Origin of the sequence: uncultured Dysosmobacter sp. (genome assembly GCF_947631165.1) — a bacterium.
In the GTDB taxonomy this organism is placed as follows: Bacteria; Bacillota; Clostridia; order Oscillospirales; family Oscillospiraceae; genus Oscillibacter.
Genome location: NZ_CANRKH010000001.1, coordinates 182,584 through 195,542 on the forward strand (window position 1 = coordinate 182,584; position 12,959 = coordinate 195,542).

At 55.7% G+C, this 12,959-nt stretch carries 11 protein-coding genes; 6 read left to right on the forward strand and 5 right to left on the reverse strand.

The genetic code is table 11. The annotated features are described in order from the left end of the window. Nucleotides 1-53 precede the first annotated feature (53 nt). Nucleotides 54-1,169: an ABC transporter ATP-binding protein gene (locus Q0Z69_RS01030; RefSeq protein WP_298028938.1), complete on the forward strand. Its 1,116-nt coding sequence runs from the start codon at nt 54-56 to the stop codon at nt 1,167-1,169. 59 nt (nt 1,170-1,228) lie between these two features. Here Q0Z69_RS01030 and Q0Z69_RS01035 read toward each other — a convergent pair whose 3' ends face one another. After that, nucleotides 1,229-1,678 (reverse strand): YhcH/YjgK/YiaL family protein, encoded by a 450-nt coding sequence (locus Q0Z69_RS01035; protein ID WP_298028946.1) that lies wholly within the window; start codon nt 1,676-1,678, stop codon nt 1,229-1,231. Between the two features lie 220 nt (nt 1,679-1,898). Here Q0Z69_RS01035 and Q0Z69_RS01040 point away from each other — a divergent pair, with 220 nt between their 5' ends. Together Q0Z69_RS01040 and Q0Z69_RS01045 are read left to right on the forward strand one after the other, a co-directional pair. Continuing rightward, on the forward strand, nt 1,899-2,204 hold the full coding sequence (locus tag Q0Z69_RS01040) for a hypothetical protein (RefSeq protein WP_298028948.1): 306 nt from the start codon (nt 1,899-1,901) through the stop codon (nt 2,202-2,204). Further along, on the forward strand, nt 2,168-2,812 hold the full coding sequence (locus tag Q0Z69_RS01045; protein WP_298028951.1) for a CHAP domain-containing protein: 645 nt from the start codon (nt 2,168-2,170) through the stop codon (nt 2,810-2,812). Before Q0Z69_RS01040 ends, Q0Z69_RS01045 begins: the two co-directional genes overlap by 37 nt. On the opposite strand, the gene Q0Z69_RS01050 is transcribed toward Q0Z69_RS01045, so the two are convergent. Then, the gene (locus tag Q0Z69_RS01050; protein WP_298028953.1) at nt 2,769-5,786 is read right to left on the reverse strand and encodes an S-layer homology domain-containing protein; all 3,018 of its coding nucleotides are present in this window, start codon (nt 5,784-5,786) and stop codon (nt 2,769-2,771) included. The two genes, Q0Z69_RS01045 and Q0Z69_RS01050, sit on opposite strands and share 44 nt — an antisense overlap. Before the next feature lie 231 nt (nt 5,787-6,017). Here Q0Z69_RS01050 and Q0Z69_RS01055 point away from each other — a divergent pair, with 231 nt between their 5' ends. Further along, complete coding sequence (locus tag Q0Z69_RS01055) at nt 6,018-6,206, forward strand: ferredoxin (RefSeq protein ID WP_298028955.1); 189 nt, start codon at nt 6,018-6,020, stop codon at nt 6,204-6,206. A 163-nt stretch (nt 6,207-6,369) separates the two neighbouring features. On the opposite strand, the gene Q0Z69_RS01060 is transcribed toward Q0Z69_RS01055, so the two are convergent. From Q0Z69_RS01060 to Q0Z69_RS01070, 3 genes are all read right to left on the reverse strand, one after another. After that, the gene (locus Q0Z69_RS01060) at nt 6,370-7,626 is read right to left on the reverse strand and encodes an acetyl-CoA C-acetyltransferase (RefSeq protein WP_298028957.1); all 1,257 of its coding nucleotides are present in this window, start codon (nt 7,624-7,626) and stop codon (nt 6,370-6,372) included. 272 nt (nt 7,627-7,898) lie between these two features. Next, nucleotides 7,899-8,930, reverse strand: coding sequence for a hypothetical protein (locus tag Q0Z69_RS01065; protein ID WP_298028959.1), 1,032 nt, complete (start codon nt 8,928-8,930; stop codon nt 7,899-7,901). A gap of 498 nt (nt 8,931-9,428) precedes the next feature. Further along, complete coding sequence (locus Q0Z69_RS01070; RefSeq protein WP_298028962.1) at nt 9,429-10,442, reverse strand: LacI family DNA-binding transcriptional regulator; 1,014 nt, start codon at nt 10,440-10,442, stop codon at nt 9,429-9,431. A 282-nt stretch (nt 10,443-10,724) separates the two neighbouring features. On the opposite strand from Q0Z69_RS01070, the gene Q0Z69_RS01075 reads away from it, so the two are divergent. Both Q0Z69_RS01075 and Q0Z69_RS01080 read left to right on the forward strand, forming a co-directional pair. Then, complete coding sequence (locus tag Q0Z69_RS01075; RefSeq protein WP_298028969.1) at nt 10,725-11,534, forward strand: enoyl-CoA hydratase/isomerase family protein; 810 nt, start codon at nt 10,725-10,727, stop codon at nt 11,532-11,534. A gap of 39 nt (nt 11,535-11,573) precedes the next feature. After that, entirely contained in the window at nt 11,574-12,872 is a 1,299-nt protein-coding gene (locus tag Q0Z69_RS01080) for an ABC transporter substrate-binding protein (RefSeq protein WP_298028971.1), read from the forward strand. Nucleotides 12,873-12,959: the final 87 nt, after the last annotated feature.

Here is a 12,959-nt window from a genome sequence, read left to right on the forward strand (position 1 = left end):
CACGCGGCGGGGAGGCTTCAGCGCGGAGGCGCGGGAGTCACGGCCAATGTACCATGTCAACTGTGAATCTGAAGGGCATCAAAAAGATCTACGACAACGCCGTCACCGCTGTCCATGATTTCGATCTGGACATCGCCGACAAGGAATTTATCGTGCTGGTGGGTCCTTCCGGCTGCGGCAAGTCCACCACGTTGCGGATGGTGGCCGGTCTGGAGGAGATCAGCGAAGGCGAGCTGTATATCGACGGCCGCCTGGTCAACGATGTGGAGCCAAAGGACCGGGACATCGCCATGGTGTTCCAGAGCTACGCCCTGTACCCCCACATGACCGTCAAGGAGAATATGGAGTTCCCCTTGAAGCTGAAAAAGGTACCCAAGGACGAGATCGACAAGCGGGTCAAAGACGCCGCCGAGATCCTGGGCATCACCCAGTACTTAGACCGCAAGCCCAAGGCTCTATCCGGCGGCCAGCGTCAGCGCGTGGCCATTGGCCGCGCCATCGTGCGGGAACCCAAGGTGCTGCTGATGGACGAACCCCTGTCCAACCTGGATGCCAAGCTCCGCAATGAGATGCGGGCCGAGATCATCAAGCTGCGCCAGCGGATCAACACCACCTTCGTCTACGTCACCCATGACCAGACCGAGGCCATGACCCTGGCGGACCGCATCGTCATCATGAAGGATGGCTACATCCAGCAGATCGGCACGCCCCAGGAGGTTTTCGACCATCCCGCTAACATCTTCGTGGCCGGCTTCATCGGCACGCCGCAGATGAACTTCTTCGACGCCAAGCTGGTGAAGGACGGCGAGGGTTCCTACCACGCCGATGTATTTGGCACCAAGATCCTTTTGACCGATGAGACTCAGAAGGCTTTGGCCGGCATCGAGGCCAAGGACGTGGTCCTGGGCATTCGCCCGGAGCACATCCGTTTCACCGCCGATTCCGGCGACGGCATCCTGTCCGGTACCGTGGAGGTCTCTGAGATGATGGGCAGCGAGTACTATCTGCATGTCACCAGCAACGGCAAGGACGTGGTCCTGCGGGTCCCCACCGGCGACCTTCCCCAGGAGCTGCGGAGCGGCATCACCTATGGCACGCAGATGAACTTCACCTTCCGTCCTGAATCCATCCACCTGTTTGACAAGGAAACTGAGAAAAACCTGGCCTGACAGTCAGGCATCCTCCAACAAAAAAGGACCGTGGGATCTTCCACGGTCCTTTTTTTATTTCAGCCGACCCGCACCTTCACCACGCACTTGCGGCAAGGCTCCGGCTCGTCCACGGCGATGCCCGGCGCATGGGCATCCTCCGGCCAGAAGGCCACAAAGCGATCCCCTGTTACCAGAATCTTGTCCGTAGGGCCGTGGTGCAGCCAGATGTCCCCCTCAGGGCGGGCCTCCACCACCTCCGTCATGTCCTCCAGGGGAGCGATCCCCATCAGTTCCTGTCCGGAGATCAGGTACTGGATGTCCACGTACTTTCTGTGGGATTCCGGGGTCTCATTCACTGGCTTGTTCTCATAGCTCTGGATGAAGAAAAACAAGTTTTCTCCGTCCACCTCATACCGGCCATCCTCCAGCCTGGAAAAATCCGTGTCCCGCAGAAGCTCCAATCCCCGCATAACGCCAGGATGTATCCCCCGATAGGTCTCCAGGTGCCTTGTCGTTCCATACAGCATAGACTTTTTCCTTCCTTTCCACCTCGTTCCGCCTCCCTGGACAGTACGCCCGCCGGCGGTCAAAATCGCCCCAGAAAGCCGTGTCATTCTTTGCCCACTGAGGGTATCATAGCGCAATATTTCAGCCAAAGCAAGCAGTATCCGCCAAAAACGCCGCTCCCTTGCACAGCTCCATGCAAAAGGCCCCCCTTGCGCCCCAAATCATGAAAGGAGGGAGCCTATGACGAACGAGGAAGTGGCCGTTGCTCTGGACGGACACCTGCATGAGATCCGTTCCCTAAAACACCGTATGGACGCCGTAGAGCAAAATCAAAAGACCCTGCACAGCATTGCCGCTTCAGTAGCGGTGATGGCGGAACAGCAGAAGGGCATTTCAGAAAAAGTGGATGTTATCGACAGCAAGGTGGACGCGCTGGAGCAGCAGCCTGGCAAGCGCTGGGAAAGCCTGGTGGATAAGCTGCTTTGGAGCGCAGCCGGGGCGGCGGCGCTGTGGCTGCTGTCCGGCGCTCCGGGTGCGGGACTGTAAATGGCGCAGCCTGGGTCCTGGCTGCAGCCGCCCTGCTGGACTACGCCAGCGCCCACAGCCTCCTGACCGCCGGCGGATATCTTCCTGGCGACCTGGTCTTTCTGCGGTTCGATAAGAAACGGACCTCTTCCCAGCATATCGGTCTGGTGGAAGGGGTCCTGGCGAACGGCCGCCTGCGGACCATCGAGGGAAACACAGGCCTGGAAAATGACGCCAACGGCGATCAGGTCCAGCGACGGGTCAGGGAACCCTGGCAGACGCTGGGAGCCTACCGCCCAGAGTACGAGGAGGAGAACGACATGGATCAAGCAGCCTTTAATAAGCTGGCGGACGCGTGGCTGGAAAGCCGGGCCGGGCTGGCCCCCAGCATCCAGACAGAGGAAGGGCAAGCGGCCCGGACTTGGGCGGGATCATCCTGGGAGACACCCGGGGCCGAAAGCAGTATCGGAGCTTCTGTACCCGGGAGCAGGTCCTGCTGTTCCTTTACCGGCTGGTCCACACAGGCTTGGAGAAGCAGTAAAAAATCCGGCGGCAAGTTGCCGCCGGATTTTTTTCATCGTTCCATCACATCAGATTGTACAGGATCTTCGCCATCTGGCCCCGGGTGATGTTGTTGTTGGGCCTGAAGCTGCCGTCGGTATAGCCGCCGATGATACCCTGGGCCACCATGGTCTGGATGTAGTAGGTGGCATAAGCGGGGATCTTGGCAGTGTCCGTAAAGGTCAGGCTGACGGTGGCATAGCCCTTGGACTGGGTCCGGCCGATCATGGTGGCAGCCTGGGCGCGGGTCAAGGAGCTGTTGGGATTGAAATACATCCTGCCGTCCCTGCCGGTGGAACCGTTGATGATCCCTTCGGAATACAGCGCCTTGATGGCGGGAATGGCGTAGGCCGCGATCTTGTCATTGTCGGCGAAAGGCAGGGTCACGCCGGTGTACTTGCTCTCGTCCAATCCCAGGTAGCGGTACAGCATCACGGCGAACTGAGCCCGGGTGATGTTCTGGTTGGGCCGGAAGGTGCCGTCGTCATAGCCGGTGGTGACACCGGCGTTGTACAGGTGGTCCACATAGGTGGCCGCCCAGTAATCGTTGATGTCGGTGAACTGATGGGCCACGCCGTAAGGCTCCACATCCACAGATGCCCGGCCGATGTTGCCGGAGCCGTCCTTGGCGGTAATGGTGACCCGCATGGCCGCGTGGCTGTCGCCGGGGCCGGGCAGGGCCACCGTCACCCTGCCGGTGGCCTGGTCATACAGGAAGTCATAGGCACCGCCATTGTAGGATACGGAAATGGCGGATTTCGGCAGCAGGCCGTCCACGTTGTCCTCCACGGTGGCCGTCACCTGCCAGTTCTGGTTATCCAGAGAGGCAGTGACTGCGGGCGCCGTCTGGTCCAGGCTGCTGTATGCCGCTGTGAACTGGTCCAGATAAATGGCACCTCTGGTGCCCGGCTGATAGGCGGTCTCGCCGTTCTCGTCCACATAGGCCGGGCCGTGGACGTACAGGCCGGTGATGGCAGTGGTGCCGGCGGGCATGGCGCTCTGGACCGGCATCCAGCCGGTGAAGTCCAGCGTGACCTGATCCGTGTTCGTCACATTGCCGGCGGCGTCCATGGTCTCAATGCCCAGCACGTTGCCGGAATTGTCGCCGTAGACCCAGAAGGTCACCATGGAGGTGCCGGGGAAGGCGTAGGATACCGGTACCTGCACAAAGCCGGAGGAAGCGTCATAGTCCAGTTTGCCGGAGGCCTTGCCATAGCGGACCAGCTCCATATTGCGGTTCTGGCTCAGACTGATGCCGCTGTCCGCCAAAGCGGTGAACTCCGCCTCAAAGTCCTCCACCGTGCGGTACGCGGCCTTGGAGACCGTCACGCTGATGGACGCGCTGCGCCCGCCGGCGGAGACGGTGATGGTCCCGGTGCCGGGTGCTGTGGCGGAGAACTGGCCCCACTGGTCAATGGTGCCGATGCCGCCGTCTACCGTCCAGGTAAAGGCCTCCGGGTCCGCCTTCAGGGGCAGGTGGCTGTAAGCCGCCGTGGCGGTCAGCGATGTGACGGTGCCGGGCGCCGCAGTCAGGGAAGTCAGCAGCTTGCCGCTGGCGTCCCGGATGGCTACATCGTCCGGCGTCTTGATGGCGTGGACGGTGGTAACGCCCTGCTTGCCGCCGCTCTCGGCGGTGACGGTGATATCGCCGCCCCGGCTGGGCGTGGTCAGGACATTGCCGTCCAGGTCACCGTCGCTGGCCCACAGATCATACCGCTTTTCCATGGGAATGAAATTGGTGTCTACAGCGGCAGCGGAGATATTCACCTTGCTGCCCGCCAGCACGTAGCTGTAGTCGGCGCTGACATAGAAATGGCTCAGCCGTCCGCTGGGCTCCCAGTCCGCCACCAGGAAGATCTGGTTGGACACGGCCCGCTCCGCGTTGTCGGAGGGGGAGTTGATGGTCTTGGCCTCCGTCTCGTCCGGCTCCGTGATGGCCAGGGTGGTGGAGCCGCCGCCGTCCAGGCACAGCGCCGTCTCGCAGCCCAGCTCGATCATCCGCTGGGCCACCTGGGTCATGGAGGCGCCGATGGAATGGCCGGACTTCCGGCCGTCGATGGTGTAGAAGATCAGAGTCCCGTCGGCCTTCTGGCCCACGGCGGTGCGGGGATTGGACCCGGCCTGAAGCCCGGAGACTATGGCGCCGTTCTCCACCAGAGAATACAGAGCGCCCACGGCATACTCTACGTCCTCCCACTCGCTGCTGGCAGCTTCCACGGTAATAGTGATCTCGCTGCCCACAGGGATGTTCCGCAGCGCGTCCACATAATAGCTGCTGGACTGAAGATTGGCGGACAGCACCACTTCACCCTTGTTGATGGCGGTGGCGGCAGTAGTGGTTTCCACCACCCGGTCCACCGTCAGCGTCACGGTCCCGCCGATGGCAAGGGGGCCCTCCTCCACGGTGCAGACCACGTCCACACCGGCCTCCGTGTTGCCGGTGGTGTGCTTGGCATTGAAATCATACGTATAGAGGTAAATGCCGCCTGTGGCCGCCCGGGCCTTGTTCACGCCGCCCAGGGTCCGGATCACCTCCGTGGGGGTGCCGTAGCCGAGGTCCGCGGTCACCTTGACGCCCGGTTTGCCCAGCACGGCGGAGCCGTCCCGCCGGAAGCCGATGGCGTAGTACCCGGCATCGCTGCTGCGCAGCTGCCCATCAGTCACCACGATGCCGATGGGCAGGCCGTTGTTCACATTGTAAAAGTCGCCGTTGATGCCCGCTACCACCCGGTAGCCCTTGGCCTCCTCCAGCGTTTTCGCCATGGCGGAGACCTTGCTCCGGTCCGTCAGCACATCGCCGTAGGTCACAATGGGGGTCACGTCGACGTTGGGGGCGTAGGTGATGAAGTTCTCCGTCCGCAGATCAGACTGGGACGTGCTCCAGAACACGTTGGTGGAGAGCTGGGTCTCCTGATTCAGCAGCGTGTCTTTGCTGGTCAGATCCTCACCCAGCGCCTCGGATGCGGCGGCAGGCAGGGTCAGAGACGCCAGCAGAGTCAAAGCCAACAGGATCGACAAAAATTTGCGGGAAAGCTGCTTCATGATGTACCTCCATATGTTTCACGCCGTTCAGTCTACATAACACCAGTAAGCATAGCACATTTTCCCCGCAAAGTAAATGAAGAAAGTGTTACAATTTCCGGTGTTTCCTCTCAAATTTTCCAATCTTAAAAAATGGGCTTTGCGGAAAAAGCATTTCCCTGAAAAACTTCTTGGAGAAATCGTCGTTCTGTATTACAATAGAGGAAGTTCAGAGAAGGAAGGAGCCGCCCTATGACCGTGACCGTCGACCCAACCCGCTGCATCGCCTGCGGGATGTGCGCCTATGCTGCCCCGGAGGTGTTCCGGGTGGTGGGCAGAGCGTCTGCCGTCATCGCCCAGCCTCAGCCGTCCCGGAGCTCCCGTGTTTGGGATGCCGCCAATGGCTGCCCGGTGAACGCCATTACCATCCGAAAAGACTGAACAAAGCCCGGCGGCTTCAGCCGCCGGGCCTCGCCTTTTCCCGACTCGGATATCTCAGGCGGCGGCTGTTTGTCAGGGCTGCTCCATGCCTCCGCCCATAAAAAACGCCCTGGCGAAAGCCAGGGCGTTTTGTCCGTTTCTTGAACGATTACGCTTCAGAAGCTCAGCACTTCTCCACGACCACAGCGGTACCCATACCGCCGCCGATGCACAGCGTGGCCAGGCCCTTCTTGACCTCGGGGCGCTTCATCATCTCGTGGACCAGGGTCACGATGATACGGGCGCCGGAAGCGCCGACGGGATGGCCCAGGGAGATGGCGCCGCCGTTGACGTTGACCTTGCTCATGTCAAAGCCCAGCTCACGAGCCACGGCGATGGACTGAGCGGCAAAGGCCTCGTTGGCCTCCACCAGGTCGATGTCGTCGATGGTGACGCCGGCCTTGGCCATAGCAGCGCGGGAAGCGGGAACAGGGCCAACGCCCATGATCTTGGGATCGACGCCGCCCTGGCCCCAGCCGATCAGCTTGACCATGGGCTTCAGGCCGTACTTCTCCACAGCCTCGCCGGAGGCCAGCACGATGGCGGCGGCGCCGTCGTTGATGCCGGAGGCATTGGCAGCGGTGACGCGCTGCTGGCCCTTGTCATCGGTCTCCTTGCAACCGGTAGGCTCAAAGGTGTGCACGACCTGGGGAGCGGGGGACTCGGGACCTACGGGGAAAGCGCCCCGCAGCTTGGAAATGCCCTCGGCGGTAACACCGGCGCGGGGGAATTCGTCGACCTTGAAGTCCACGACCTGCTTCTTGACCTTCACAGGCACCGGCACGATCTCGTCGTCGAAGCGGCCGGACTTCTGGGCGGCCTCAGCTTTCTGCTGGGAGGCAGCGGCAAACTCGTCCTGCTCCTGGCGGGTTATGCCCCAGACGTCGTTGATGTTCTCAGCGGTGGTGCCCATATGATAGTTGTTGTAAGCGTCCCACAGGCCGTCCTTGATCATAGTGTCCACCAGCTTCTTGTCGCCCATGCGGGCGCCCCAGCGGGCGTCGGGAGCGGCATAGGGGGCGGCGCTCATGTTCTCGGTGCCGCCGCAGACCACGATATCGGAATCGCCGGCCAGGATGGAGCGGGCGCCCTCGATGACGGACTTCATACCGGAACCGCAGACCATGCCCACGGTGTAAGCGGGAACAGAATAGGGGATACCAGCCTTGATGGAGACCTGGCGGGCAACGTTCTGGCCCAGGCCTGCGGTCAGGATGCAGCCGAACATCAGCTCGTCCACCTGCTCAGGGCTAACACCGGCACGATTCAGAGCCTCCTTGACGACGATAGCGCCCATCTCGGCAGCGGGGGTGTTCTTCAGGGAGCCGCCAAAGGAACCAATAGCGGTTCTGCAGCAATTTACGATGTACAGGTCTTTCATGGGTGTTCCTCCATTTTTCCTTAAATTTTTGATTGACGGCGGTCCACGCCGCCTCGGATACAAAATCAAGCGAGCAGTGATTGTCAAAACTCTGACATAATTGTCAAAATTTTATCAATTGCGTAGCCATCAACTCCTCGCGAATTTCATTATAGGGGTTTTTTCCGTCCGCGTCAATGCAAATCTGGCTTTTTCATAAAATTTGTTAAATATTTGACAAAATATCCGCTATTTTCGTCACCTTGACGAAAATAGCGGATACATACCTTTGTTCAGCTTTTCCGTCCTGCGGCGCGGAGATCCGCCAGCGCCTGGTAAAAGGCGGCGGCATCCAGGTCCCCGTAAGCGGCCTCTGTCTCCACCACCGCCTGCTCCGCTCCCCGCTGCAGCATGTGATCGAAGTAATCCTCTGTCAGCGCCTCTGGATCCAGCGGAAGCCGCCGGAGGATGGAAAAGCCCTCTTCCGACTCCAAAATGCCGGAACACTGCCCCTCCTCCAGCGCTTTGGCCGCATCCAAAAGCGTACCAGACCACAGCTTCTCTTCTGGCAGCAGCGTACGGGGACCGGCAGGATCGTCTCCCGCTGCCGCTAAATCACTGAACACAGCTGCCTGGTCTGTTGCGTCGTTGAGCTGGGCAAAAAGTTTGGCTGCCCGCTGCCGGGCGGCCTCCCTGTCTTCCCCGGCAGCCACCAAGATGCGGTCCACCGTCAAAACGCCCTGTTCCTCCCCATAGTGGATCAAGTCCTCCTGTTTCGGTGCCAAAGGGCTGTCCGCCTCACCGGAAAGGCCCCACAGCTTTCCGTACAGCAGTCCGACCCCAGCCAGCTCTTCTGCCCGTTGGCGGTCCAGGCCCAAAGACGCAAGATCTGCCAGATAAGCCGCCTCGCCGCCCCGCTCCGCCGCCTGTTCCTCCCATTGGGCGGTCAGAATCTCCTGATCCGGCTCTGCCAGCGTACAGCCGTACTTATCCGCCCAGTTTTCCACGGTGGCATACAGGGCCGTGTCCGCCAGGGCCTGATCCTTGGCATAGTCCGCCAGCGTCCCGCCGGCAACGGCAGTCTGCCAGTCCAGGGTCCCGCCAGTCTCCTGATAACGATCCCGGATGCGGTCGCAGGTATAGGCCAGCCAATACAGATACCGCCACCCCGGCACCGCCCGGCCATCCACTGTCAGCAGCGTCTCCTCCTCGGAGATCTCTGCCGCCCGGCCTAAAATAGGGGACGGGCCTTCTTCCCGCTCCCCGCTGCAGGCGGTCAGGAGCAGGCACAGCAAAAAACACAGCGCGGCTGCCCGTAATTTCATCGCTTCCACTTCCTCTCCCCCAGGTCGTCCCTCCATGTATATGCAGGGGTGGAGAGATATAGAAGCACAGTGGTGTGATTTCCCATTTTAATCATAGAGTATTTCAAAATGGGATCATTTAAAAAGGAGTATCCAAAATCATTCGCAATGTATTTGAGCTGAGAGGACAGTTAGATCATGAAAACTTTCATCTCAATCTGTCATTTTCCCGCCGTTTGCACCGTTCTATCTCGCCGCATAACGCAAAGCGAAATGGCGTTTATTTACCTAAAAGGGGTACCACTTGCCTATTACAGGCTGAACTGCAATAAATCTATCGGCAAGTATCTGCGCGGTTAGCAAACAGCGAACCATACCTACGTAAATTGTTCTGACTACCCGGCTTGGTTTGATAAGTCAGGTGGTCGACGCAGAATTCCGACCAGCAACTGTTCTCTTACACTCTTTTGACCCTTGATTAGCATTCATGTGGTAAATACATGGATTCTAAAACCACCACTATTTCCCTTTCGAAATATCTCGAACGCTATTTCCCTCGCTAAGAATAGGCGAAAAAACCACGTTCCGTTTTGGGTCGTCAGGTTTTCTAATTCGCTCCATCATTAGGTCGGCTGCTGCGGTTGCGATTGCTACATCATCAAGACAAACCGTAGTAAGTGCGAGTCCGCTTTTCTTTGGAGCGGGAAGATAGTCCGAGCAAATGATACTTAAATCTTGGGGTATTCGTTTTCCGCCGAGAACAAACGCATCAATGATGCCGGAAGCTAGGGTACTGTTCATACAAAATACACCGGTTGCGGAATAATCCCCACGTAGAAAACGCAAAGCAAATTCGTAACCATCATCATAAGTGAAGTTAGTTGGAAGAATGTTGCAGTCATTAATGACCATTCCATTCTCTTTATAGGCCTCTCGAATCCCCCAAATTCTATTGCGCGAGGTTGCAGATTCATAAGTGCCACTGAGAATCATGATATCAGTGTGGCCGTTTTTGATAAAGTGACTACCGCCTATCAATCCAGCAGTGAAATTGTCAATGCTTACGACGTCTAGATTTAGAGTATTAGGATAATGATTTATCAGCACAATGGGACAATTGGAGTTGCGAATATCATCGTTAAAATCCGAATAGCCGACATAGCTCAAAATAAATATGCCCAAAAATTCACTGTGAGTCAGTTTTTTCAGATAATACTCCATGGTGGACCGGCTGCCACAGCAGTCTAGGGTAAACACAACACATCCCAGTTCTTTGAAATATCGGGTTAATGTTTGTATATATCGAACATGTGTTGCCTGTGCATAGCTTATGGAGAGGTCCAGGGATATGACTGCAACGGCCTTTGATCCAAAGAGGCTCGCATGTTTGGACTTATACCCCAATTTTCTGATAGCTTTATCGATTTCTAATCGTGCACCTTCGCTAACAGATCCTTTGTTGGTAATCGCACGAGAAATGGTGGACTTAGATAGGCCAGTTTCTTTAACAATATCATCAATAGTAACTTTCAATGTTTTTTTGCCCCTTTCCAATTAATTAATTAATTCATTTTAGCATATATCCTATGGAATGGGAAGAGACTGGGAAAAACATCATTAAATGGGAAAAAGGCCATTTGGTGGGAAAAATGTCAACAATACTTGGTTAATAACAACAATTTACATATCTAAACGATGTAAATCCAACCAAAATAATAAAAAAGATTGACAATGCTTGGCAAATATGGCATAGTATAGAGGGAAAGATGTCAATTTAATATTGGGAAAAACATCAATAGGAAAGAGGGAAACGCTATGGAGTATAAAGATATCCGAGTATATGATGCTGGGGACCAAGTATCGGTAATTGAACTGAACCACCCCGAAAAACTTAATGCACTGACCGATTATACCTGGGAAGAAATTGTGGACGCTCTCAAGAAAATAGAGATGGATGACACAGTCAACGCCGTTCTATTCAAAGGCGCCGGAAAGTCGTTCTGCGCTGGATTTGACATCGGGGAATCCACAAAAAACGGAAACTCCGACGCATGGGGGCAGTGGCTGTCATTCAAACGTTCTGATGAGTGCCATAATTATTTGTGGGATTTCCCAAAACCGACTGTCTTCGCAGTACAAGGATATTGCCTGGGAGGCGGATTTGAGCTAGCAAGCTTGGGTGATTTTGTCGTCTGTTCCGAGGATGCCGTGTTTGGGGAGACAGAACTGCGTTTTTGCTTGACACCTGGAACACGAGATGTATTTCTACTGGGCCTTCGCAATGCAAAAGAAATTATGATGCTGGCAGAAAAGTTCAGCGCACAGGATGCCTTGCGGTTGGGTGTTGTCAGCAGAGTATTTCCTGTGGACAAGCTGGATACAGAAGCTTTGAAGATAGCGAAGAAGTTAGCAAAGATGCCTACGGAAACTATGCAGTTGACCAAGCATATGCTCAACAAAGTTACCGATATTCAAGGCATGAAAATTATGGGGTCCTGGTCATGGGATACCTTCCTAGCGGCAAAGCTGATAGTTCCCAAAGTTCGTCAAGAATTCAATAAAATCGGCGAAGAGCAAGGCATGAAGGCTGCTTTCAAATGGTTGAATGATCGCTACGATGATTAATCACCGTAGTTATCATAAATAAAATGGAGGAAAAAGAAGATGAAAAAGTTTCTAGTTATCATTTTGGCACTTTTCATGCTAGTCAGTATGACCGCTTGTGGCAAAGCACCTGCGGGAGAACCTGTTGCTGAACCAGAGAAGCCGGCTGACGTTGCGTACAACACAGAAGTAGAACCCTTCAGGGTCGCTGTGTTTATCGCACTAACTGGCGCAAACGCAAACTCTGCTGTTTTCCAGATTCAGGCTCTTGACCTAGCTGTTGAGCAAATCAATAATCATGGCGGCATTGAGGGTCTGGATGGTGCCCCCATCGAACTAGTGTATTGCGATAACATGAGCGATGCTAATGCAATGAAGACTGTTGTTGAAAACGCGCTGGAGGATGAGTCAATTAATTTTGCTATGTTCCCGCTGGCTTCTACCTATACCGCACCTGCAATCGCCACTCTGTCTAAGCTGCAGTGTCCCGCTTTGACCACTTCTCAGGCTGACTCCATCTTTGATCAGGGTTGCGACTACATCTATGGTATTGCACAGGTTTCCTCTAAGGCCGCTGCTGTTACAACCCAGTTCGTTTCTTATCTGGCCGAAAAGTACGGCGTAGATACTTCCAGAATCGGCTGCGTCGCCGTTGACAATGATTATGGCCGTATGAACATGGAAACTTTTGAAAAAAGATATAGTGCGATGGATGGCTATGAGCTGATTTACTCCGAAGCATATCCTGCAGATACTGCCGATATGTCCTCTATTGTTACTGCTCTGAAAAACAAGGATGTCCAGCTGCTCCACTCCATCAATTTGGATCAGGATGGCAAATTGTTTTTTGCCACTATCAAAGGTATGAATTACAATCCCTTGGTTATCGGTGGTGGTTCCGGCATTATGTACCCCACTTTCATTGAGGCTTGCGGTCCTGTCCTGGAAGGGGTCCTGTCCGGCACTCATACCAACCCCAACGCTTCCAACACAGAAGACGATGAGATGTTCCAGGAACTGAAAGCGATGTGCTACGATAAATATGGTCACTATGGCGGTGAGTTCTTGGTCTCTTACTACTCTCAAATGCAGGTGCTACACCAGTTGCTGAACGAGACTAAGTCTTATGACCGTCAGGTCAACAACAAAGCCATGAAAGAACTGGAATTCCATACCCTGTTCCCGAAAATCGATGCTGATGGCAACTACACAGATATCCAGTATTTCGATGAGAAGGGCACCAGCCCCAACTCTACCACTGAGATGGCTCAGTTTCAGTATGATGCCAATGGCGAACTGTGGCCTACCTGCGTATATCCTGAAGCCCTGGCATCTGCCGAGATTCAGTGGAACAGATAAAGCAGTTTATCCGGTAAGATTATAGCAGGGGAAGGACCCTTCTCCCGCTATTTTCTAAGGAAGAGAGCTAAACAAAACCATCCAAAA